We start from the raw sequence: 22,336 nt of genomic DNA on the forward strand, positions 1-22,336 counted from the left end.
CAGGAGTTCGGCCCTGCGCTCCTCCGCTCTCGTCGGCCGCGACGGGGGCGGCCACCCCGACGACGAGCGCGAGCACGCCGAAGGCCGCGACGCCGATCGCCGGGGCGCGACGCGCCGCCAGCGCCGGGAGCCGATCGGCCGCCACCGCGGCGAGGCCGACGACCCAGCCGAGGCTCGCGCCGAACGAGAGCCCGTCGGCGACGGCGACGTACCAGGCCATGAACGGCCAGAGGTCGGCGCTCGGCATGCCGTCGACGACGAACGCGACGACCGCCTGCACGGTGCCGACGAGGGCGCCGGCCACGAGCGCGGCGAGCCAGCCGCCGAGCACACCGGGCACCCGGGCGCGCATCCAGCGCAGACAGAGGGCCGTCGCGGCGGCGATGAGCGCCATCGCGACGAGCACCGAGAGGATGCCGCTCCCGGGACGGGCGACCGGCACACCGGGCGCGAAGGGCACCGCGGTCCACCAATGCCCGGCCACGAGCGGCGCGATCGCCGCGAGCGCGAGCGACGGCAGCAGCACAGCGCCGGGTTCACGGCGGCTGCGCTCGCTCCGCCCCCCGAAGATCCGGGCGGCGGCGGCGACGAGGAGCGCCGCGGGCACGGCCTTGATCGTGACGTAGCCGGCCGACCAGGCGGCGTTCGCGACGTCGCCCGTCATGGCGAGCGCCGTCGCCGCCTGCGCGATCAGCACCGCGAGCACGACGCCGGGCACGAGGGTCCAGTACCGATCGCCCGCGCGCAGCGCCGCCCACCACACGACGGCGAGCAGGACGGGCACGTAGACGACGTACGGCGCGAGCGGCCAGAGCCCGCGATCGAACACCGGCTGGGCGCCCGAGAAGCCGACGAGGGCGAGCAGCCCGGTCGGATCGAGCAGGGCCTGCACGACGACGAGGACGACGGTCGCGACGAGCGCGACGAGGGGACGGCGGAACGACTGCAACGGCACTCCTGGAGAACTCGGGTGCGCTCAGTGTGCTGAAGGCGCGCCCGCCGGTCAAACCCCCGTTCGGGACCGCCGGCGTCCGAGCCGGGGAACGACCGTCCAGAACACGAGCAGGACGAGGATCGACGTCCCGAGTGCGACGAATCCGGCGGTGCGGCTGACCGCGACGTCGAAGACGAGGCTCACGACGCCCGCGGCGAGGAAGGAGACGACGACGAGCAGCGCGACGAGCATCCGGTTCGCCGCTCGGACGAGCTCGGCCTTGCGCTGCCGGCCGAAGACCTGCCGGTGCATGATGATCGGCGCGAGCCCGAGCACCGTCGCGCACCCGGCCAGCACGACGAGCACGAGGTAGAGCCCGACCTCGTAGGCCTCGAGCTCCTGGAAGACCGGCTGGAAGGCGACGGCGAGCAGGAACCCGGTGATGATCTGCGTGCCGGTCTGCACGGCGCGCAGCTCCTGCAGGATGTCGCCCCAGTTGCGGTCCGCCCGCTCGACGAGCGTCTCGTCGCGGCCGTCGCCCGGCAGCGCGTCGCCCTCGGCCGCGTCGTCGGCTCGGGCGTCGGCTCGGGTCTCCACGGGGCGGTCATCGGGTTCGGCGCTGGGTCCCATCCCGCCAGCCTGACGCACCCGCGCGGGGCGATGCAACGCGTTCCCGCGAGCTACCAGACCTGCTTGATCTTCGGCGCGAGTGCGCGCAGCCGCGTCGAATCCGGCGCGAGGCGCTGGGCGACCCGGCACGCGGAGACGAGGGCGCTCTCCTGCGAGTCGACGTCGTACGTGTGCGTGCCGGCGAACCAGATGCCGTCACGGCCCTGCAACGCGTCGAGCGAGCGCTGCGCCCCGATGAAGGCGGGCGTGATGTTCGGATGCCAGTACTCGGCGGTTGCGAGCACGCCGCCGGGCGCCTCGCGGCGGTGCGTCGTCCACGACTTGAAGATCGGCAGGCCTGCGACCTGGTCCTGGATCGCGCCGTACCACATCGATGCCTCGCAGTACTCGCCGTCGTTGCGGGCGTTGTAGGAGGCCCACTTCGACGGGTTCGGGTGCTGGTAGGTCGGCTCGGTGTGCACGGCCGTGGTCGCGCGGAAGTACGGCTGCCGCTCGTAGATCGTCGCGATGTTGGCGCCGCCGCTGCCGAGCCCGGCGACGAGGCGCTTGGCGGGGACGGGCGGGAGCGCGAGCACGACCTGGTCGAACCGGTACTGCCGCCCCGAGGCATCCGTCGCGACGAACTCGGCGCCGGCCTTGGCCAGTCCGACGATCTCGGTGCCGGTGCGCACCTCCGTCGTCGTGAGCTGCGAGAGCATCGCGTCGGCGACCGCTCGCAGGCCGTCCCGCACGTTGTGGTACGGGTACGGCTGGTAGTTGATGATCGTCGTCGGCCGGGCGAGGAACGCGACGCCGCCGCGTGCGGCGACCGCCTTGTTCTCCTCGGTGGACGCCCCGTTGAGCGCGGCGAGGAACGGGTAGAGGAAGCGGTCCTTCGAGGACTTCGCGATGAGCCGCGAGTCGAGGTAGTCGCGCAGCGTGACGTCCCAGGACCCGGTGCCGCGGCGGTCGAGCCCGGCCCAGTCGGCCTGGACGGCGTTCGTGAACGCGAGCATCGACAGCGCATTGGTGAGGTTGCCGAAGGGTTCGGGCGAGAAGAACTCCAGCGCGGTCGCGCCGTGGTTCCAGAGCGCGATCGACATGTTCGCCTTGACCACCGGCACCCCGAGGGTCGAGGTGACGAGCTTCCAGAAGTTCGGGTAGGTCTGCTGCGAGAAGTACTGGGCCCCGACGTCGACCTGCCGCGTCGCACCGCCGACCTCGACGCTCACCGTCTGGGCGTGGCCGCCGAGCACGGCGTCCTGTTCGAGCAGCGTCACGTTGTGCGTGCCGTCGAGCAGCCAGGCCGTCTCGAGCCCGGCCATGCCGCCGCCGATGACGCCGACCCGCAGGTTCGGGGTCGCGGCGACGGCACGCCGATCCTGGGACAGCGTGCCCGCGACCGTGAGCGTCGCTCCCAGGGCGACGCCGCCTTTGAGCAGGGTGCGGCGCGACAGGCCCGGTGCGTGCGGGATCTCGACGGAGGGCATGGACGTCCTTTCGGAGCGATCGGCGGCCGGGCGATCGCTCGGACGCGATTCGCTCCTGGCCTGGTGTTCCGGACGGTGCAGTGCTGCCGATCATGCCGTGCCCACGGCGGCTTTGGGAAGAGCGCCCGCACGACGACGGGCCCCGCGCTCACGCGCAGGGCCCGCCGTCGTCCGGCGACGTCAGTGTCGTGACGCCGCCTCGAACGACCCGGTGCCGGTCGGGACCGTGCCGGTCGGGACGGCGGCCGGGGCCTCCTCGTCGACGACGTCGTGGAGTTCGTCGTCGAGGCGGGGCTTGGGGATGAATGCGCCGATGACGGCGCAGATCGCCGCGGCGGCGAGGCCGAGCACGAACACGATGCGGAACGAGCCGGCGAGGTCGCCGCCGGTCGCGCCGGCCAGGATCGCGCCGACGAGCGCCGCTGCCACGGTCGTGCCGAAGGAGCGCATGAGGGTGTTCAGGCCGTTGGCGGCGCCGGTCTCGCTGCGGGGCACGGCGCCCATGATGAGGGCGGGCATCGCCGCGTAGCCGAGGCCGATGCCGAGCCCGATGACGGTGTTCACGATCGCGATCGTCCAGCCGTGCATCGGCAGGAAGACGCACGCGAGGTAGGCCGCGGCGATGACGCTCGCGCCGGCGACGAGCAGCGGCTTGGGGCCGACGGCGCGCTCGATGCGGCCCGCGATGGGCGACATGACGAGCATCGCCAGGCCGGAGGGCATGAGCAGCAGGCTCGCGGTGAGCAGGTCGAAGCCGAGTCCGCCGGCGGCTTCGGGCAATTCGAGCAGCTGCGGGAAGGCGATGCTCGAGGAGAACAGGGCGAAGCCCATCGCGACGGCGGCGAGGTTCGTCGTGAGCACGGCGGGGCGGGCGCTGACCCGCAGGTCGACGAGGGGGTTCTTGGTGCGCAGCTCGTACCAGCCCCAGAGGGCGAAGGCGACGAGGCCGATGCCGGCGCTGATCAGCGTGGGTGCGGAGCCCCAGCCCCAGGTGTTGCCGCGGGAGATCGCGAGCAGCACGCCGACGAGGCCGATCGCGAGGCCGACGGCGCCGAGGATGTCGACGCGCCCGCCGGTGCCGTTGCCGGTCTTCGGCACGAACAGGGCGATGAGCACGAACGAGACCGACGCGATGACGGTGGCGACGACGAAGAGCATGTGCCAGTCGAAGTGCTCGGTGACGATCGCGCTGATCGGCAGGCCGATCGCGCCGCCGACGCCGAGCGTCGCGCTGACGAGGGCGATGGAGGTGCCGAGGCGCTTGGGGTCGACGACATCGCGCAGCATCGAGATGCCGAGCGGGATGACGCCCATCCCGGCGCCCTGCAGCGCGCGGCCGACGATCATGAGCGGGAGCGCGTTCGCGAACGCGCAGACGACCGAGCCGACGACGAGGATGCCGAGGAGGACCAGCGCGATCTTCTTCTTGCCGAACATGTCGCCGAGCTTCCCGGCGATCGGCACGCCGATCGCGGCGGTCAGCAGCGTCACGGTGATGACCCAGGCGGTGTCTTCGGCGGGCGCGCCGAGCAGCGCCGGCAGGGAGCTCTGGATGGGCATGAGGATCGTCTGCATGAACGAGGAGCCCATGCCGGCGAACGCGAGGATGGCGACGACGGCGTTCTGCTGCGCCGTCGAGTAGGGGGAGACGAAGGGTTTGGAGTCGGCTGCTTGCATGGAGACCTCTCATCATGATTGCGACGGAGTGTACGCGCTGAGACTGCGTATCAGATAGGATACACCCATGAAGACCGACCTGCGCGAGCGCACCCACGCGATGCTGCGTGCGGAGCTCACGGACGCCGCATTCGAGCTCATCGTCGAGCACGGGTACGACGCGATGACCGCCGACGAACTCGCCCGCGCCCTCGGCATCTCCCGCGCCTCCTTCTTCCGCTACCTGGGCTCCAAAGACGACGTCATCGTCTCGGTCATGCTGGGCGAGGACCGCCAGTTCGGCGATGCGCTCCGCGCGGTCGAGCCGCCCCGCGTCGCGTCCCAGTGGGAGTTGCTGCGCATCGCACTCGCCCCGGCCATCTCCCTCGCCGAATCGGCCCCCGAGCGCCAGCGCGCGCGGTTGCGTCTCATCCAGTCCGCCCCCGAGCTCGGCGCCCGCCTCCGCCGCGCCCGCGTGCCGCAGATCGACGACCTCGCCGCGGCGCTCGTCGAGCGCGGCACCGATGAGTTCGCCGCCGCCATGCTGGCCTCGGCCGCCGTGGCGGTGCTCGATCAGTGCTGGTCGCAGTGGCAGCGCAACGAGCGCGCGTCGCTCGCCGACATCCTCGATCGGGCGTTCGCCGAGCTCGACGCGGCGTCGTCGCCGGCGCGGGCGTCGTCCTAGTCGGGGACGATCGCGCCGGCCCGGGCGGCCTCGCCGAAGACGAGCGGGGCCAGGATGCGCGTGACCGCGGCCGACGCGTCGTCGCGGCGGCCGGCGACGATCGCCGCCACGAGGTCGGCGTGGTCGTCGTGGCGGTGGGACGCCTCGTCCCGGACGTCGTCGAGCACGGTCTCGTGCAGCACGCCCGCCGAGGAGTCGTAGATGTCGGCGAAGAACGAGTTGCCGCTGATCCGCACGATCTCGGCGTGCAGCGCCGTGTCCGCCCGTGCCCGCTCGTCGAGGTCGGCAGCCTCGAACGCGGCCGCACGTGCCGCGAGCAGGCGGCGGAGACCGTCGGCATCCTCGTCGGTGCGCCGGATCGCCGCGAGGGCGGCCGCCGTCGCGTCGACGGCGAGCCGCAGCTCGAGCACGTCGCGGCGACCGGTCGACTCCAGCAGGTCGGAGAGCGGCGTCGCGGCCGTGACGTAGGTGCCCTTGCTCGGCTTGCGCACCAGCATCCCGGCCTGGACGAGCGCCTGGATCGCCTCGCGCACGGTGTTGCGACCGGCATCCGCGGCGGCCATGAGTTCGGCGTCGCTCGGGATGCGCGACCCGATCGGCCACGCGCCGGAGCCGATCTCGGTGCGCAGGTAGGCGACGACGGCATCCACGAGCGATTCGCGCGGCATGATCCTCCTCTATGCTCGATCCATTCATCCCATCATCCGATGAACTGGAGTGCAAATGGTCTCGGACACCGCCGCCCGGACGTCGATCGGCCGGGCGACCCTGCTCGTCGCGGCGATCGCTTTGACGGCCTTCAGCCTCCGCACCGGCGTCACCGGCTTCAGCCCGCTCGCCGAGCGGATCGGCGCCGAGCTCCGCTTCGGCGAGACGGTGATCGGCGTCGTCGGCACGATCGTGACCGCCTCCTTCGCCGTCTTCGGGCTGCTCTCCCCCGCGCTCGCGCGCCGGATCGGCCTCGAATGGGCCATGGTGGTCGCCCTCGCCGGCTCGACCGCGGGCACCGTGCTCCGGGCGCTCTCCCCCACGACGGAGGCCCTCATCGCCTCGACCGTGCTGCTCTTCGCGGGCATCGGCATGGCGAACGTGCTCACGATCCCGCTCATCAAGCAGTGGTTCCCGAACCGGCTCGGCGCGCTCAGCACGACCTACTCCGTGCTCCTGCAGGTCGGGCAGGTGCTCGCGCCGATCGTGGCGGTGGCCGTCGCGGTGCCCTTCGGCTGGCGCTGGGCGCTCGCGATCTGGGCGGTCCCGCTGGCCGTCGCCGCGATCCTCTGGAGCACCGCCGGCGGCGGGCGCGCACCCGGCGCGACCGCGGCCCGAGCGCCGCTCGATCGCGCGACGCGGCGCCGCTACTGGCGCACGCCGACCGTGCGCGGCCTCGTGCTGCTGTTCTCCATGACCGCGTTCCACACCTACACGATCGTGACGTGGCTGCCCGGCATCGCCCTCGACGCCGGCCTCGGCGAGGCATCCGGCGCCGCCCTGCTCTCCTTCTTCTCGGCCTTCGGCATCGCCGCCGGCTTCGTCGTGCCTGCGCTCGCGCTCCGACTGCCCAACCCCCGCGCGATCGTCATCGCGTGCGTGGCCCTCCTCGCCGTCGGCTACGCGCTGCTCGCGATCGACGCGGCGGCCTTCGCCTGGGCGGCCGCGGCCGCGCTCGGCATCGGCGTGAGCACCTTCCCGCTGTGCCTCACGCTCGTGCACCGGCGCGCGTCGACGCCGGAGGGCGCGACGTTCCTCTCCGGAGCGATGCAGGGCGTCGGCTACGGCGTCGCGTGCATCGGCCCGCTCGTCGTCGGCTGGATCGTGGCCGGCACCGGCACGTGGATGCCCGTCTACGTCGGGCTCATCGCCACCCTCGGCATCACCCTGTACGGCGGGATCGTGGCCTCCCGCCCGAGTTCCGTCGAGGCCGACGCCGAGGCGATCCGCGACTGAGCGCACGACCGGCCGGAGCGGCGGCCCGGGCGTCACGCGGCGATGCCGCGCGCCTCCAGCGAGTCCTCGACGATGGTGAGCCCCGTCATGCCGGGCAGGTTCGCGATGTGCGAGTCGATGTCACGCACGAGCTTGCGACCCTCGGAGCCCGCGAACAGGTGGTTCATGACGTGCGTGACCTCCGAGTCGTCCATGACGCCCGAGCCCACGGGACCCCAGAAGCGGCTGAGCGCGAACCGCGCGATCTTGCGGGCCTTCGCGCTCGACTTCAGCCGGTCGCGGGCCTGCGACGCGTAGAACGCCACGTGCCGGGTCTCCTGCCGGGCGATGCGTCGCAGCAGCTCGCCGAGCACCGGGTTGCCCTCGAGCACGGCCATCCGCTGGTACGCGGCGTTCGCCGACCACTCGTTCGCCGCGCCCCAGGCCATGTGCACGGCGACGAAGTCGTTGCCGACGAGGCCGCCCATGACGGACTGCTTGATCGGGTCGAGCCGGTCCTTCCAGCCGAGCTTCAGCCGCGTGGCCTTGAGCTCGTCGAAGTCGACCGTCACGCCGTGCACCGCGAGCACGGCGGCAAGCGCTTCGCCGTGCCAGAACTCCTCGCGGTTCCACATCGTCATGAACGCGCCGACCTCGGGCTCGTTGTGCGACGGGGTCGTGAGCAGATCGCGCAGGTAGCAGACGGTGTGGTACTCGATGTCGCACATGTACCGGAGCGTGCGCAGGCTCGACTCCGGCAGCGGGTCGGTCTCGAACACGCTGAAGTCGAGGTCGGTCCAGGTCACTCCGACGGAGTTGTTCGTGTACTGGTCGATATCGAATGCCACGGGGTCATCCTTCCCTGATCGAGGTGCTGCCGACAGCCCGGGCGACCTGCCCGGCACCGGATCCGCGCTTCCACTCGTCCACCGGCCAGCGCCGCCGGACCGCCTCCCGCGCGAGCGCGGCGTCGGGGTTGACGGCGTGCGGATGCCCGACGAGCTCGAGCCACCCGACGTCGGAGTGGCTGTCGCCGTAGCCGTAGGAGCCCGCGAGGTCGAGCCCGTTGCGCTCCGCGTAGGCGCGCAGCCAGGCCGCCCGCGCCTCGCCGACGATCGGCGGTCGTTCGAGGTAGCCGGTGAGCGTGCCGTCGCGTTCGTGCATCTCGCTCGCCACGACCTCGTCGAAGAGTCCGACGAGCGGTTCCGCGAGCAGGCCGATGGAGCCGGTGACGAGCACGACGCGGTGGCCGGCCTCGCGGTGCGACCGGATGCGCTCGAGCGCCGAGCGGTCCGTGCGGCGGCGCACCGTCTCGGTGTACCCGCCCGCCACGATCCGTTCGAGACGACGCCTCGTGATGCCCGCGTAGTTGCGCAGGAAGAGCCGGATGAACTCGCTGCGGTCGCGCCGTTCGGCGTGGAGGTACGCCGGCAGCCGGCCGACGACGCGCGCGAGGGCGACGGGCCAGGCCGTCCAGCCGAACCCGGCGGCGCGCACCCGCAGGTACTGGCCCACGAGATTGAGGTCGACGACGGTGCCCTCGAGGTCGAAGACGGCCACGACGTCGGTGCGCTCGGGCAGCGCGAGCGCGGAGGCCCTCCCGGTCGCGCCGCCGCGACGGGAGAACGCGCGAGTCAGTTCGGTGATCGCCGGGATGTGGACGCGCTGGAGGTAGTCCTCCCAGTCGATCGCCGTGACGTCGAAGCCCCGGTCGGCCCGCAGTTCCTCGGGGATCGAGGCGTGGAGGGCTCGCGTGTTCGTGTCCTCGAAGACGATCTCGGCCTGCACGTAGGCCCGGTAGAGCAGGGTGAAGTCCCGCAGCGTCTCGAGGTCGCTGCGCGCGGACCGCAGCCGGGCCAACGCGGCGCGCCGGCGTGGTGTGGTCGGGAAGCGTTCGAGCAGCCGCTCGCGCCGCTCGACCATGCGCGTCTTGCGCTCGAGGGAGCGCTCGACGGCGCGGCCGCCGGGGAAGCGCCACTCCGGCACCCGGATGTGTCCGTCCTCCCCGGCGGGCATCGGATGCTCCGTGAAGAAGCGCTGCACATTCTCGAACATCCGGTGGAAGGGCAGCGGATTGCTGGCGCCCGAGGCGACCTGGTAATAGATCGGCTCGCCGGGTTCGGCGGGTCGGGCCGCCGCCGCGAGGATCGCGTTGACGACGTGGTCGACGGGGATCAGGTCGAGCACCGAGTCGGGCACGCCCGGGAACTCGGGGAGCTGGCCGCGCCCGTAGGCGAGGATGAGCGGGTCGGCGACCTTGAAGCCGTCGATCCAGCCGGGGTAGGGATGCGCGAGGGCGCTCTCGATGATCGCCGGCCGCACGACCGAGAGCCGGTGCCCGCTCGCCCCCCACAGCTCTTCCGCCGCACGCTCGGCGAGCGCCTTCGTGAGCGTGTACACGTCGGTCCACCCGAGGCTCTCGGCGCGAACGCGCCCGGCATCCACGAGATCGGCGGCGACCCAGGCGGCCCGGGCCTCCTCGCACACCTGGGCGACGGCCTGCGGCCCCTGCTTGCCGTGGGTCCGGCGCGCGTCGGCGAGGAAGGCGCGCAGTCGCTCGGGCTCGCGGGAGCGCTGCTCGGCGCCGTCGCGGGCGCCTCGGGCCGCGGCGAGTTCGCGCCGCCAGTCGACGCCGTGCTCGAGCCGCGCCTCGGGCGCCGGGCCCTTGCTGAGCCCACCGACGTAGCAGGTGGAGACGTGCACGACGACGGGGTCGCCGCCGGCCGCCACGAGCGCCTCGTAGAGGTTGACGGCGCCGCCGACGTTGGTCGCGAACGCGTGGTCGATCGGCGGGTCGAACGAGACCGCGGAGGCCGAATGGATGACGACGTCCAGGTCGCCCGGCAGTTCGACGGCCGACTCGAGGCCGCCTTCGACGATCCGGATGCGCCGTTCGAGGGCATCCTCGACCCCCGCGTCGCCGACGGCCTCGCGCCACGTGCGGAAGACGGGCTTGCGGAGCAGCGTGCGGAGCCGATCGCTGCCGCGGACGCTGCCCTTGGGCCGCACGAGGAGCGAGACGCGGGTGCCGGGGTGGTCGGCGAGGATGCGCTCGAGCACCGCCTGGCCGACGAAGCCGGTCGCGCCGGTGATGAGGATGTGGGCGTCGCCGAGGTCGGCGGGCGACGTCGCCCCTTGCCCGCTCACGGGAGGAGCCTGCGTTCGACGGCGGCGCCGACCTGATCCCCCACGCCCGGCAGGGCGGCGGCACGGGCTCCCAGGAGCCGGGCGTCCGCGCGGCCGGCCGGCGTGCCGAAGACCGTCGCGAGCAGGAATCGGCGGTCCTCTGCGGCGAGCTCGGCCGCCCCGACGGGCCAGTCCATGCGCCGCAGCTCCCGGCGCGTCAGCCGGACGGCACGCGGCGAGCGGCCGAGTCGGCGCAGCGTCTCCTCGCGGAAGAAGGGCTCGTGCCCGGCGTTCACCGAGCGGGCGATCTCCGCGAGCGGTTCGAGCACCGGATCGGCCTCGGCGAGGCGGCGATACGCGGCCTCGAGCACCCAGCTGTCGACGAGCCCGGTCGCCAGGTGCGCCGCGACGAGCTCGGTGCCGTCGAGCATCCCGGCCACGGCGCGACGGATCGGCCCGCGGCGCTCGAAGCGGTTCGCGGAGCGTCGCGCCCGTTCGGCAGGAACGGCGGGGGCGGTATCGGTGCCGGCCGCGTCGCGGACCGCGGTGAACGCGTCCGCGACCCAGAAGCGCTCGTAGGCCCAGGTCGTCAGGAACGCCGTGACCCGCGCGTCCTTGTGCGTCGCCGTGACGAGCAGATTGCGCAGACGATGCAGGGTCGCGCCTTCGAGCTCCGCGAGCACGCCGAGCAGTCGCCGTGCCTCCCCCGACAACCCCGCCCCGGCGACGGCATCGAGGTCGAGCTCGTCGCGGTGGCTGCCCCGTGCGGCCCTCGCGAAGGCCCGCACGTCGAACCGGTCATCCGGTTCGGAGCGTTCGGAGGTCGATCCAGCTGCCGTCACCCGTGCGTCTCCTGTCCTCGAAGAAAAAAGAATGCCCGTTCTGTTTTTCTGGCTACCATAGCCCCCATGCCCATCGCATTGGTCACCGGCGGCACCTCGGGAATCGGCGCAGCGTTCGCGTCCGCACTCGCCCGGCGCGGTTTCGATCTCATCATCGTGGCGCGAAACCCGGACCGATTGGCGGAATCGGCGAAACGGATCGCCGAAGTGACCGGTCGGAAGGTGCAGATCGAGGTCGCCGATCTCGGTGTGCGGTCCGAGACGGACCGGATCGCCGACCTGCTGCGCACGCGGGACGAACCGATCGACGTGCTCGTCAACAACGCCGGCCATGGGCTGCGCACCAAACTCGCCGACCCGGACGTCGCCGAGCACGACGCCGCCATCGAAGTCATGATCCGCGCACTCTACGTGCTCGCCGCCGCCGCCGTCCCCGGCATGCGGGAGCGCGGCTCGGGCAGCATCATCAACGTCGCGAGCGTCGCCGGGCTCCTGCCGATGGGCCAGTACGCGGCGATCAAGTCGTGGGCCGCCGTGTTCAGCGAGAGCCTCGCGAACGAACTGCACGGCACCGGCGTCACCGTCACCGCGCTCATGCCCGGCTGGGTGCACACCGAGTTCCACGACCGCGCCGACATCCGGAAGAGCTCGATCCCGGAGAGTCTCTGGCTCGATCCGCACGATCTGGTCGAGCATTGCCTCCACGACGTGGATGCGGGCAGAGTGATGTCGATCCCGTCGGCCCGCTACAAGGTCATCGCCGCACTGGTGCGGCTGCTGCCGCGCAGCGTGGTGCGACGCATCGCCAGGACGATCAACCGGTCGCGATCGGAGGCCCGAGTATGACGGATCCCAACGTGTCGGAGTTCCGGGACCCGCGGAGGACCGAGCGCCTGCTGCGTCGGTTCACGTCGAAAGCGCGGGCCGCCTCGCGGTTCATCGCCCAGCGCGGCATCCTGAAACCGACCGTCTGGTCCCTCGTCCGCGTCCAGGTGATCGGCGAGCACCACGCGCGGGACCTCCCGCCGCAGGTCATCGTCGTCGCCAACCACGCGAGCCACCTCGACGCGCCGCTCATCATCGGCGCACTCCCGCGGCGCAGCGCCCGCTACCTCGCCGCCGGCGCCGCCGCCGACTACTTCTTCGACGTCTGGTGGCGCCGCGGGCTCACGTCGCTCTTCTTCAACGCGTTCCCCGTCGATCGCACGGGCGTCAACCCGCGGGGCGTGACCGCCCGGGCGCTCCTCGAGCGCAACGTGCCGCTCCTGATCTTCCCCGAGGGCACCCGCTCCCCGGACGGCCGCATCCGCTCGTTCAAACCCGGTGCCGCCCGCCTGGCCCTCGCCGCTGGCGCCGTGTGCCTGCCCGTGGCCCTCGTCGGCACCGACATCGCGCATCCCCGCGGCTCGAACTGGCCCAAGCGCGGGCGCCTGCCCGTCACGGTCGTCTTCGGCGCCCCGCTGGCCCCGCGGGCCGGGGAGTCCGCGAACGACTTCGCCGCGCGGCTCCGATCCACGATCGCGGGCATGCAGGCCACCCACACCGGACAAGTGCACCGGAACGACACAGAACACGGAGCGATCGCATGACACTGACCGACGTGCCGAACACGGACGCGACGAGCGGCCCGGGCCGCCCCGCCGCCGAGGTCCCCCACATGAAGTGGTGGGGCTGGGGCGTCGAGGGCGTCGGCTTCCATCACGAGGACAAGCCGGCCTTCGCCCCGTTCGTGCTCCAGGCCGTCGGGCTCGACCTCGGCACCGCGACGAAGGCCGAGGCGCCCTCGTTCGACGGGCTCGACGTCGCGCCGAGCGTCGCGACGCCGGAATTGCTGGACGCCCTGCGCGCCGCGGTCGGCGACGGCAACGTCGCGACCGACGACCTCGACCGCGTCGTCCACGCCTACGGCAAGAGCCTGCGCGACCTCGTCCGCATCCGCGCGAACGCGATCGAACGAACGCCCGACGTCGTCGTCTACCCCGCCGACGAGGCCGAGGTCGGCGCCGTCGTCCGCGCGGCCGTCGAGGCCGACGCCGTGCTCATCCCATTCGGCGGCGGCAGCAACATCGCCGGCAGCCTCGAGGCCCTGCCCGGCGAGACCCGCCCCGTCGTCTCGCTCGACGTCGGCCGCCTGCGCCGCGTGCTCGACCTCGACGAGGACTCCGGCCTCGCCCGCATCCAGGCCGGCGCGCTCGGCCCCGACCTCGAGGCGCAGCTGAACGAACGGGGCTGGACCATCGGGCACTTCCCCGACAGCTTCACGCACTCGACGCTCGGCGGCTGGATCGCGACCCGTTCCTCGGGCATGCAGTCCGACAAGTACGGCGACATCGCCCAGATCGTGCGGGGCCTGCGCGTCGTGCGCGCGGGCGGCGTCGTCGACATCCCGGCGATCCCGAGCGCGTCGACGGGCCCGAGCGTGCGCGAGATGATCGTCGGCAGCGAGGGCCGGCTCGGCGTCATCACCGAGGCGACCGTGCAGGTGCACCGACGTCCCGAGCAGCGCCGCATCAACGCCTACTTCTTCCCGGACTGGGCCGCCGGCCTCGCCGCCATGCGGGCGATCTCGGAGAGCGACGCCGCACTGTCGGTCACTCGCGTCTCGGATGCCCGCGAGACGGGCTTCTCGCTCGCCACGAGCAAGGAGAGCCACGGCCTCTCGAAGTTCCTGAGCGGCACGGCGCTGCCGACGATCATGAAGTCGAAAGGCTGGGACCTCGAACGGATCTGCCTCTCCTTCATCGGCTTCGAAGGCGGCGCCGAGCACGTCAAGCGCCAGAAGCGCCTCGTCGACGCGATCGTCAAGCAGCACGGCGGCATGGGCGTCGGCACCGGCCCCGGCGTGCTCTACGACCAGAAGAAGTTCGACACGCCCTACCTCCGCGACTTCCTGCTCGATCACGGCGCCGCCGGCGACGTCTCGGAGACGGCCGCACCGTGGTCGAAACTCGCGGGCGTCTACGACGGCGTCGTCGCCGCGGCCGAGGCCGCCTACGAGCGGATCGGCACGAAGGGGTGGGTCATGTGCCATCTCTCGCACTCGTACCACTCGGGCGCGTGCCTCTACTTCACGTTCGCGTTCGTCTTCGGCGACGACCCCATCGGCGAGTACGACGTCGTCAAGGGCGCGATCCAGCAGGCGTTCATCGACCACGGCGGCACGATCTCCCACCACCACGGCGTCGGTCTCGAGCACTCGCCGTGGCTCGAGGAGGACATCTCGAGCGAGGGCGTCGCGCTCATGCGCTCGCTCTTCACGGCGGCCGACCCGGGCGGCAACTTCAACCCGGGGAAGATCCTCGGCTAGAACCGACGCGGTCCGCCCCCGGTCGTCGATCGCCCGTCGGAGACGACGGACGAGCGGGTCGGCGGTTCGCCGACGCCCCGATCAGTCGAACAGGACCGTGTACACCTTCTCGAGCCTGCCGTCTCGGACGAAGCCGAGGTCCACGCCCCGGGCGACCGGTTCGCCGCCGTCGGGACCGAGGGTCCAGGCGAGGTATCCGAGTTCCCGGACGACTCGGGGCTCGCCGTCGGGCCGGAACACCAGCCCCGGAGCACCGTCGAGCAGGCCGCGGACCTTCGCGTCGAGCGCAGCCCGACCGACCGTCTCCCCCTCCGGGTCGACGAACACGACGTCGTCGGTGTACGTGCGCTCGATCGCCTCCCGACGACGCCCGGCATCCCGCTCGCCGAACACCTCCAGCAGGTTCGTGCGCATCAATCCCTCGACCACGGCATCGGCCATGTCGCACCCCGTTTCGACTCGATGACAGCCCGGCCAACGTAACCCGCCCCGTCGGCCCGGTCAACGAGTGCGAGTCCGCGCGTACCGCAGTACGTTCGCCTGGTACCGCTGGCGGGACGACGATCTCGTCGCCGGGGTCGTACCGAGCGCGATCACCGGTGCCGCCCCGCCGCCTTCCGCATCACGAACCGGGAATGGATGACCATGAGCGCTGCCGAACAATTCGACCTCCTCGCCGACCTGCTCCGGGCCGACCCCGACCTCGACGTCGACCGCCGGGACAGTTCGCTCGTCGTCGGCGAACGGGCCTTCGCCCACCTCGACGGCACCGCACTGGTCGTGCTGCTGCCGGAGTCCCGCGCGGTCGACCTGATCGACCGCGACATCGCGAAACCGGCTGCCGGCGACGCCCCCGACGGCGCGCACTGGGTGTCGATCGACGACACCTCGGACTGGAACGAGCTCGCCAACGAGGCGCACACCTTCGCCCGCGGCCGCCTGCCGGGCCGCGAATCCTAGCGGCCAGATTCCAGCGCGGCCGGGGTCGCGGCGCCCGCCTCCGGGACGAGTTCGCCGATCAGGGTCAGGATGCGGGCCTTGATGTCGTCGCGGATCGGACGAACCGCGTCGATGGTCTGCCCGGCCGGGTCGTCGAGCTGCCAGTCCTCGTAACGCTTGCCGGGGAAGATCGGACACGCGTCACCGCAGCCCATCGTGATCACGACGTCGGACTCCGCGACGGCTTCCACGGTGAGGACCTTCGGGGCGTTGCCGGCGATGTCGATGCCGTCCTCGGCCATCGCGGCGACGGCGACCGGGTTGATCCGGTCCTTCGGCTCGGATCCCGCGGACAGCACCTGCACGCGATCGCCGGCGAGTGCCTGCAGGTAGCCGGCGGCCATCTGCGAACGGCCGGCGTTGTGGACGCACACGAACAGGACGGTGGGCTTCTCGCTCATGAGCGGGTTCCTCTCTCTCCCCGGAAAGCATAGGCCCCCATCTATGCGAGCGGTGACGGAACGGCTCCCCAGCCGGCCTCAGATGCCGAGCTCGGCGATCAGCTCCCGGACTCGGCGGTCGATGTCATCGCGGATCGCCCGCACTGCCGACGGCGGCTTGCCGACGGGGTCCTCGAGGTCCCAGTCCAGGTAGCGTCGGCCCGAATAGATCGGGCAGGCATCCCCGCAGCCCATCGTGACGACGACGTCCGCTGCCCGCACGGCGTCGACGGTGAGGGGTTTGGGGAACTCGCCGCCGATGCCCACTCCGATCTCGTCGAGCGCGCGCACGATCTCACCGCGCACCTCCGTGCCGGGCTCGGACCCGGCGGTGCGCACTACGACGCGCTCGCCGGCCAACTGCTTCAGGATCGCCGCGGCCAACTGCGAACGGCCGGCGTTCTGCACGCAGACGAAGAGCACCCCGGGCACTGCCGCCGGTTCGCCGCCCGTGCGCGCGACCGACTCGAGCCGGCCGGCCGCGAACGCCGCCGTGCGGGATGCCAGCAGCGGCGCACCGCGTTCGGCGAGCAGGTCGCGGCTCTCGGCGACGTAGGCGGCGATGGTCTCGGCGCCGAAGACACCCCGGAAGCGCACCGACAGGTCGGCCGTGATCCGCTCGAGGTCGGGCTCCACCTCCGCCGCCGGCCCGCCGAGCAGCGCGGCGACGCGGTCGTACCGGTCCGGCGCGATCGAGTACCAGACCACCCGGCCCTCGGGCTGCCGGGCGACGAAGCCGTCGGCCAGCAATGCCTTCATGTGGTGGCTGACTGTGGGCTGGCGCAGCCCGAGCGCTTCGGCGAGGCGACCGACCTGCGCGCGTCCCTCGTCGGCATCCCGGATCAGGCGGAGGATGCGCGCCCGAGTCGGGTCGGCCAGCACGGCGATCGGCGGCACCACCACTGCATCCATAGACCGAAGTCTATCCGCCGCGACCTATTCCAGGCCGTTGACCCGACTGCGTCGTTCGATGAGGATCGTGTCCCGCCACGTTCCGGCATTCGGGCCGAGCAGCGACTTGCCGATTCGTTCCCGTCGACCGATCGGCCGGAATCCGCACTGCTCGTGCAGGCGAAGCGACGCGGTGTTCTCCGGGAAGATCGAGGACTGGATCGTCCAGTACCCCGCCGCGTCGGCGCCGGCGACGAAGGCTTCGAGCAGGAGCTTGCCGACCCCGCGGCCGCGAGCGTCGCGGTGGACGTAGACCGAATGCTCGATCACGCCGCGGTACGCCGGCCGTCCGGACACGGGGGAAGCCGCCGCCCAGCCGAGCACCCGATCGCCGTCGTCCGCGACCAACCGGGGTGCATCGATCTTGCCGGCGTCGAACGCGTCCCACGTCGGCGGGGCGACCTCGAAGGTCGCCTCGCCGTCGTCGATGCCGTGCCGGAAGATTTCCGCCACCGCGGGCCAGTCCGCGGCCGTCAACGGCCGGATCGCGATGGTCATCCGCCGCAGCTCGATGCCGCCGCCGATGCGTTCGCCTCCGGCGCCGACTCGCTCACCGCCACCGGGCCGCAACAGCTGTCGGCTGCGTCGCCGAGGTCCGTCGAGCACACGCCGGTCGCCGGCAGTACGAGCCCCACGTTCGCCGCCGCCTGCAGATCGCCGGCGAGCCACGCGCTCACCGAGCGCACCTGCTCGTAACCGGTCGCGAGCAGGAACGTCGGGGCGCGCCCGTACGACTTCATACCGACGATGAAGAAGCCGGGCTCGGGATGCGCCAGCTCGGCGAAGCCGTGCGGCTCGACGGTGCCGCAGGAATGCAGATTCGGGTCGATCAGCGGGGCGAGCCGTCGGGGGCTTGCACGATCTCGTCGAGGTCCAGGCGGATCTCGCGGAGCACGTCGAGGTCGGGGCGGAACCCGGTCGCGTTCACGACGAGGTCGCTCTCGTGGGTGACGAGCTCGCCGCCGCGCTGCCCCACGAGCTCGACCGCGGCGGCACCGCTGCGGCGGGCGCGGAGGATCTCGAACCGGTCGACGAGGGCGACCTCGCCGCGGCGCACCGCGGCGTCGACGCGACCGCCGAGCGCCGAACGGCCCTCGAGTTCATCATCGGGCGACGACGAGACGCGCACGGCCGAGCGGTTGCGGATGAGCCACGTCACCCGGGTGCCGGGCACCTCCCGCGCCAGCTGCACGAGGCCGAGGAGGGTGTTCGCGGCCGAGTGGCCGGCGCCGACGACCGTCGTGTGCTTGCCGGCGAAGAGGTCGCGATCGCGGCCGAGCACGTCCGGAAGAGCCGGCTGCACGAGGTCGGCGATCTCCTCGAGACCGAGCAGCGACAGACCGGAGGAGGACAGGGAGTTCGGGGTGCGGTAGGTGCCGGACGCGTCGATGACGGCCCGCGCCTCGAGCTCCTCGATGCCGTCGGCCGTGCGGATGCGCACGAGGAACGGCGTCACGGCTCGGTTCGCCGAGCGGGTGCGGTCCATCCCCACGCGGCTGACCGCGATCGCCTCGGTGCGCATGCGGGTGCGCGAGGCGATCACGGTCAGCCGCGACAGGGGCAGCAGGTACGCCTCGACCAGCTCGGCGCCGGACGGGGCCCGTTCGGGCGCGGGCACCGACCAAGCCGGGTCGGCTGCCTGGAGCAGGCGCACCGAGGCGGGATCGACCAGGTGCTTCCACGTGGAGAACAGGCGCGTGTGACCCCAGGATCGCACGCTGTCGGCGACGTCGTGGCCGGCCTCGAGGATCGTGAAGTCGATGCCGCGCTCGGCGAAGTTCGCGGCGGCGGCCAGACCGATCGGACCGGCACCGATGATCACGACCGGCAGCGTCGCGAGCCGATCCGAGACCGGTACCCGCGGAGTGGGATCCGACAGCGTCACCATGACCTCCGTAGTGAAGAACTTCGATGGGGCGAGCATCCAGGATCTATCGATGGATGTCAATATCGACTACTGTCGATGCATGACGATGCTCGAGATCACCGACATCAGCGCCTCGACGTGCTGCGCGCCGCTCGTGCGCGAACCGCTGCCGGTCGAGGAAGCGGCCGCGCTCGCGCACACGATGAAGGCCCTCGCCGACCCCGCCCGGCTCCGGCTGCTCTCGATCGTCGCCTCGTCCGAGGGTCATGAGGCGTGCGTCTGCGACCTGATCGAGCCGGTCGGCCTCAGCCAGCCGACCGTCTCCCACCACCTCAAGATCCTCACCGAAGCCGGGTTTCTCAGCCGCTCCAAGCGCGGCACCTGGGCCTACTACGCGCTCGTGCCCGGCGCCCTGGATCGGCTCGCTGCGCTCTTCACCGCGGTGTGAGGGCGACTGCGGAATGTCTCAGGCATGCCGAGCTTGTCGATGCGCGTGGCGACGAAACCGTCGCGTCTCCGCGACGGTGCGCATCCGGCACAGAAGCGTCCCGAAACCAGGCCACCGCGTCGGCCGGAAGGTGGAAGCCTTCGGCGAGCTCGCGGCAGCTCGCGGCATCCCGATGGGCGTCGGCAACCGATCGGGCGGACGGCGCCGCCGCGCGGCGTCGTCCGCCCATGCCGGGCGGCACTGGACGCACGAACGATCGCTTGTCAACCCGGCTGCGGTGCGCGCCGCGACGTGCGACGTTGAGTCCACGGACACCGCCGTCGACGAAGGGACGAGACCATGACCGCCGCTTCCACCGCTCCGCGCACCTCATCCGCAGCCGGACGCGATCTCGCCCGCCAGGTGATCGTGCTTGTGAGTTCCGTGCTCGCGATCGTCGCCGCGTTCATCGGCTCCGGCGTCGTGGTCGGCACGCCGATCCAGGATGCCGCCGGCGGGTACCTCGGCGCCGACTCGACGCTCATCGCACCGGGCAGCGGTGCGTTCCGCATCTGGAGCGCCATCTACGTCGGCATGCTCGGGTACGCGATCTGGCAGTCGCTGCCGGCGCAGCGCGACGACGAGCGGCAGCGTCGGCTCGGCTGGTGGGTCGTCGCGTCGCTCGTACTGAACGCGGTCTGGATCGCGAGCGTGCAGCTCGACCTGCTCGCCCTGAGCCTGCCGATCATCGTCGTGCTGCTCGTCGTGCTCTGCCGTCTCTTCGTCATCCTCCGCCGCTCGGCCCCGAAGCACCGCATCGAAGCGGTGCTCGCCGACGGCTCGATCGGCCTCTACCTGGGCTGGGTCGTCGTCGCGACGGCGGCGAACACGGCCGCCGTCCTGGTCGCCGCGGGCTTCGACGGGTTCGGACTCGACCCGGAGGTCTGGGCGGTGCTCGTGCTGGCGGTCGCGGCCGCGGTCGGCATCGCCCTCGCGGTCTGGGGCGGCGGCCGCATCGCCCCGGCGCTGTCGTTGAGCTGGGGGCTCGTCTGGGTCGGCGTCGCCCGCCTGACCGACGAGCCGGCCTCGACGACGACCGGGATCGCCGCGCTGATCGCCGCCGCCGCCGTACTCGTCGTGACCGCGATCGCCCGCATCCGGCACGATCGAGGGTCGCGGGCCGCGTGACGCCGCCCGCTCGCTGAACGACGAGAGACGGCGGGCGGATCCCTTCGGATCCGCCCGCCGTCTCGGATGCCTCGGGCCGGCAGCCCGTGCGTCAGATCGTCAGGCCGTGCCCGAATCGGAACAGCGGGTCCGCCGTGTCGAAGGGCACGTCGGGGCGGGAGGCCTCGACCGCGGCCATCGAGCGCGGCACGTCGAACGGGAGGCGTCCCTGCGGGGTCGCCGCACCGGTGAGCACGTCGAGGAGGGCCGCGCCGCTCGCGCCCCAGTTCGCCGTGACGGCGGCCGCGACCTCGGTGATCGGCTCGAGGATCGCCGGGCGGTCGAGCAGCACGTCGACGACGGCCGGCACGGTGGCCGCGACGTCGCGCACGTGCGCGAGCGTCTCCTCGGGGAAGTCGAGCGATCCCGCGTGGAAGAAGTTCTCGAATGCCGTTGCGCGCTGCTCGAACGGCGCGTGCAGGCGCAGCACCGCGACGTCCGCCTCGGCGGGGGTCTCGACGAGTTCGCCGTAGGCGGCGGCGATCTCGGGGGCGATGCCCTCGACGTAGAGCTTCGCGCCCGCGGCGAGCGGCAGCACCCCGGCGTTGGTGAGCACGGTGATCGAGGCGCGCTGCGCGGCGTCGCCCGCGGCGCGGAAGTCGGCGCGGCCGACGATCTCGTCCGCGGCGTCCTCGTCCACGTAGGGGGCCTCGAACAGCCCGAGCTCGAACTTCTCGCGGAGGATGCGCCGCGCCGAGACATCCAGACGGGCTTCGGTGATCTCGCCGTCCTCGACGAGCCGCACGAGCAGGTCGGGGCAGGCCTCGCCGCCGAACTGGTCGGCGCCGGCGTCGAGCACCTTCGCCATGCGCTCGGCCTCCGTCAGGTGCTCGACGCCCCACGCGCGGGCGGCGTGGTGGTCGCCGAAGATCTCGGCGTCGGTGATGAGCCCCCAGTCGGTGCAGACGAGGCCGTCGAAACCGAAGCGCTCGCGCAGGAGCCCGGTGATGATCGACTTGTTGAAGCCGAAGCCGACCTCCTCGTACTCGGTGCCGACGGGCATCCCGTAGTACGGCATGATCTGGCGCGTGCCGGCCGCGAAGGCCTCCGCGAACGGCTGCAGGTGCAGCTCGAACTGCCCGCCCGGGTAGACCTGCTCGCGCCCGTAGGGGAAGTGCGGGTCCTCGCCGTCGAACTGCGGGCCGCCGCCCGGGAAGTGCTTCGTCATCGTCGAGACGGACCCGGGCCCGAACGACTCGCCCTGGAAGCCGCGGATGTAGGCGGCGCCGAGCCGGCCGGTCAGTTCGGCGTCCTCGCCGAAGGTCGCCGTGCCGCGCGCCCAGCGGGGCTCGGTCGCGAGGTCGATCTGGGGGTGCAGGGCGACGCGCAGGCCGACGGCGGTGTACTCCTGGCGCGCGATGTCGCCGAAGCGCTCGACGAGCGCCTCGTCGCGGATCGCCGCGAGGCCCATCGTCTCGGGCCACTGCGAGAAGGGGCCCGCCATGATCGCCGCGCCGGGGTTGTCGCTGAACGAGTGCCGCGGGTCGGTCGAGAGCGTCACCGGGATACCGAGCCGGGTGGATGCCGCGAGGCGCTGCAGCGCGTTGTGCCATTCGGCGATGTCGCGCCCCGTGGGCGCCGCGCCGAGCAGGTTGAAGTGGGTCAGGTGCCGCTGCTCGACGAAGTCGACGGCCGACGGCAGCCCGAACGCCGGGTTGCCCGACTCGAGGTCGCCGATGCCGATCATGGTGTGGAAGAACAGCCCGGCCTTCTCCTCGAGGGTCATCTCGGCGAGCAGCAGCTCGACCCGCGTCTCGACGGGCAGGCTCGCGTCGAGCCAGAGGCGCTCGTCGGGCGCCCCGGGGCGGTCGGCTGCGGTGAGGGTGGCGTCGGTCATGGGGTTCTCGATTCGT

General features: G+C 72.2%; 22 protein-coding genes and 1 pseudogene. 8 read left to right on the forward strand and 15 right to left on the reverse strand.

Annotation, left to right across the window (positions count from 1 at the left end; translation table 11 throughout):
- The 4 genes and pseudogenes from GB864_RS08000 to GB864_RS08015 all read right to left on the reverse strand — a co-directional run.
- A pseudogene (locus tag GB864_RS08000) lies at positions 1-949 on the reverse strand (hypothetical protein); the annotation flags it as partial.
- Positions 950-1,003: 54 nt separating this feature from the next.
- The gene (locus GB864_RS08005) at positions 1,004-1,564 is read right to left on the reverse strand and encodes a DUF6328 family protein (protein ID WP_236778978.1); all 561 of its coding nucleotides are present in this window, start codon (positions 1,562-1,564) and stop codon (positions 1,004-1,006) included.
- 50 nt (positions 1,565-1,614) lie between these two features.
- The gene (locus GB864_RS08010; RefSeq protein WP_160423862.1) at positions 1,615-3,033 is read right to left on the reverse strand and encodes an FAD-dependent oxidoreductase; all 1,419 of its coding nucleotides are present in this window, start codon (positions 3,031-3,033) and stop codon (positions 1,615-1,617) included.
- Between the two features lie 180 nt (positions 3,034-3,213).
- Positions 3,214-4,710, reverse strand: coding sequence for an MFS transporter (locus tag GB864_RS08015; protein WP_202107069.1), 1,497 nt, complete (start codon positions 4,708-4,710; stop codon positions 3,214-3,216).
- A 67-nt stretch (positions 4,711-4,777) separates the two neighbouring features.
- Between GB864_RS08015 and GB864_RS08020 the strand changes: the two genes are divergently transcribed.
- Positions 4,778-5,374, forward strand: coding sequence for a TetR/AcrR family transcriptional regulator (locus tag GB864_RS08020; RefSeq protein WP_160423864.1), 597 nt, complete (start codon positions 4,778-4,780; stop codon positions 5,372-5,374).
- On the opposite strand, the gene GB864_RS08025 is transcribed toward GB864_RS08020, so the two are convergent.
- Complete coding sequence (locus GB864_RS08025) at positions 5,371-6,042, reverse strand: FadR/GntR family transcriptional regulator (RefSeq protein WP_160423866.1); 672 nt, start codon at positions 6,040-6,042, stop codon at positions 5,371-5,373. The genes GB864_RS08020 and GB864_RS08025 overlap by 4 nt on opposite strands.
- A 55-nt stretch (positions 6,043-6,097) precedes the next feature.
- On the opposite strand from GB864_RS08025, the gene GB864_RS08030 reads away from it, so the two are divergent.
- A complete protein-coding gene (locus tag GB864_RS08030) occupies positions 6,098-7,318 on the forward strand; it encodes an MFS transporter (RefSeq protein WP_160423868.1) in 1,221 nt (406 codons plus the stop codon).
- Between the two features lie 32 nt (positions 7,319-7,350).
- Here GB864_RS08030 and GB864_RS08035 read toward each other — a convergent pair whose 3' ends face one another.
- From GB864_RS08035 to GB864_RS18445, 3 genes are read right to left on the reverse strand one after another with little or no spacing between them, the layout of a single operon-like run.
- Positions 7,351-8,145 (reverse strand): ferritin family protein, encoded by a 795-nt coding sequence (locus GB864_RS08035; protein WP_160423870.1) that lies wholly within the window; start codon positions 8,143-8,145, stop codon positions 7,351-7,353.
- A gap of 4 nt (positions 8,146-8,149) precedes the next feature.
- Positions 8,150-10,444 carry an SDR family oxidoreductase gene (locus GB864_RS08040; protein ID WP_160423872.1) on the reverse strand — a complete coding sequence of 765 codons (2,295 nt, stop codon included), beginning with the start codon at positions 10,442-10,444 and terminating at the stop codon, positions 8,150-8,152.
- Positions 10,441-11,265 (reverse strand): hypothetical protein, encoded by an 825-nt coding sequence (locus tag GB864_RS18445; protein WP_160423874.1) that lies wholly within the window; start codon positions 11,263-11,265, stop codon positions 10,441-10,443. The genes GB864_RS08040 and GB864_RS18445 overlap by 4 nt, the downstream gene beginning before the upstream one ends.
- 66 nt (positions 11,266-11,331) lie before the next feature.
- Between GB864_RS18445 and GB864_RS08050 the strand changes: the two genes are divergently transcribed.
- The 3 genes from GB864_RS08050 to GB864_RS08060 are packed head-to-tail and all read left to right on the forward strand — an operon-like array spanning position 11,332 to position 14,572.
- Positions 11,332-12,111 carry an SDR family NAD(P)-dependent oxidoreductase gene (locus GB864_RS08050; RefSeq protein WP_160423876.1) on the forward strand — a complete coding sequence of 260 codons (780 nt, stop codon included), beginning with the start codon at positions 11,332-11,334 and terminating at the stop codon, positions 12,109-12,111.
- Positions 12,108-12,854 carry a lysophospholipid acyltransferase family protein gene (locus GB864_RS08055; protein ID WP_160423878.1) on the forward strand — a complete coding sequence of 249 codons (747 nt, stop codon included), beginning with the start codon at positions 12,108-12,110 and terminating at the stop codon, positions 12,852-12,854. The genes GB864_RS08050 and GB864_RS08055 overlap by 4 nt, the downstream gene beginning before the upstream one ends.
- On the forward strand, positions 12,851-14,572 hold the full coding sequence (locus GB864_RS08060; protein ID WP_160423880.1) for an FAD-binding oxidoreductase: 1,722 nt from the start codon (positions 12,851-12,853) through the stop codon (positions 14,570-14,572). The genes GB864_RS08055 and GB864_RS08060 overlap by 4 nt, the downstream gene beginning before the upstream one ends.
- A gap of 81 nt (positions 14,573-14,653) precedes the next feature.
- Here the strand turns inward: GB864_RS08060 and GB864_RS08065 are convergent, their stop codons facing one another.
- The gene (locus GB864_RS08065; protein ID WP_236778979.1) at positions 14,654-15,013 is read right to left on the reverse strand and encodes a nuclear transport factor 2 family protein; all 360 of its coding nucleotides are present in this window, start codon (positions 15,011-15,013) and stop codon (positions 14,654-14,656) included.
- A 204-nt stretch (positions 15,014-15,217) separates the two neighbouring features.
- Here GB864_RS08065 and GB864_RS08070 point away from each other — a divergent pair, with 204 nt between their 5' ends.
- Entirely contained in the window at positions 15,218-15,532 is a 315-nt protein-coding gene (locus tag GB864_RS08070; protein ID WP_236778980.1) for a hypothetical protein, read from the forward strand.
- On the opposite strand, the gene GB864_RS08075 is transcribed toward GB864_RS08070, so the two are convergent.
- The 5 genes from GB864_RS08075 to GB864_RS08090 all read right to left on the reverse strand — a co-directional run bounded on the left by GB864_RS08075 (position 15,529) and on the right by GB864_RS08090 (position 18,886).
- Positions 15,529-15,972 carry an arsenate reductase ArsC gene (locus GB864_RS08075; RefSeq protein ID WP_160423884.1) on the reverse strand — a complete coding sequence of 148 codons (444 nt, stop codon included), beginning with the start codon at positions 15,970-15,972 and terminating at the stop codon, positions 15,529-15,531. The two genes, GB864_RS08070 and GB864_RS08075, sit on opposite strands and share 4 nt — an antisense overlap.
- Before the next feature lie 78 nt (positions 15,973-16,050).
- On the reverse strand, positions 16,051-16,923 hold the full coding sequence (locus GB864_RS08080) for a metalloregulator ArsR/SmtB family transcription factor (protein ID WP_160423886.1): 873 nt from the start codon (positions 16,921-16,923) through the stop codon (positions 16,051-16,053).
- 24 nt (positions 16,924-16,947) lie between these two features.
- Complete coding sequence (locus GB864_RS08085; protein ID WP_160423888.1) at positions 16,948-17,460, reverse strand: GNAT family N-acetyltransferase; 513 nt, start codon at positions 17,458-17,460, stop codon at positions 16,948-16,950.
- Positions 17,457-17,702 carry a hypothetical protein gene (locus GB864_RS18450; protein WP_236778981.1) on the reverse strand — a complete coding sequence of 82 codons (246 nt, stop codon included), beginning with the start codon at positions 17,700-17,702 and terminating at the stop codon, positions 17,457-17,459. The genes GB864_RS08085 and GB864_RS18450 overlap by 4 nt, the downstream gene beginning before the upstream one ends.
- 89 nt (positions 17,703-17,791) lie before the next feature.
- Positions 17,792-18,886 carry an NAD(P)-binding domain-containing protein gene (locus GB864_RS08090; protein ID WP_236778982.1) on the reverse strand — a complete coding sequence of 365 codons (1,095 nt, stop codon included), beginning with the start codon at positions 18,884-18,886 and terminating at the stop codon, positions 17,792-17,794.
- 13 nt (positions 18,887-18,899) lie between these two features.
- Here GB864_RS08090 and GB864_RS08095 point away from each other — a divergent pair, with 13 nt between their 5' ends.
- Together GB864_RS08095 and GB864_RS08100 are read left to right on the forward strand one after the other, a co-directional pair.
- Complete coding sequence (locus tag GB864_RS08095; protein WP_236778983.1) at positions 18,900-19,277, forward strand: ArsR/SmtB family transcription factor; 378 nt, start codon at positions 18,900-18,902, stop codon at positions 19,275-19,277.
- A gap of 339 nt (positions 19,278-19,616) precedes the next feature.
- The gene (locus GB864_RS08100; RefSeq protein ID WP_202107070.1) at positions 19,617-20,444 is read left to right on the forward strand and encodes a tryptophan-rich sensory protein; all 828 of its coding nucleotides are present in this window, start codon (positions 19,617-19,619) and stop codon (positions 20,442-20,444) included.
- A gap of 91 nt (positions 20,445-20,535) precedes the next feature.
- On the opposite strand, the gene GB864_RS08105 is transcribed toward GB864_RS08100, so the two are convergent.
- Positions 20,536-22,320, reverse strand: a complete 1,785-nt coding sequence (locus tag GB864_RS08105; protein ID WP_160423890.1) for a glycoside hydrolase family 3 protein — start codon at positions 22,318-22,320, stop codon at positions 20,536-20,538.
- Positions 22,321-22,336: the final 16 nt, after the last annotated feature.

The sequence above is a fragment of the Agromyces seonyuensis genome, assembly GCF_009789225.1.
Taxonomy (GTDB): domain Bacteria; phylum Actinomycetota; class Actinomycetes; order Actinomycetales; family Microbacteriaceae; genus Agromyces; species Agromyces seonyuensis.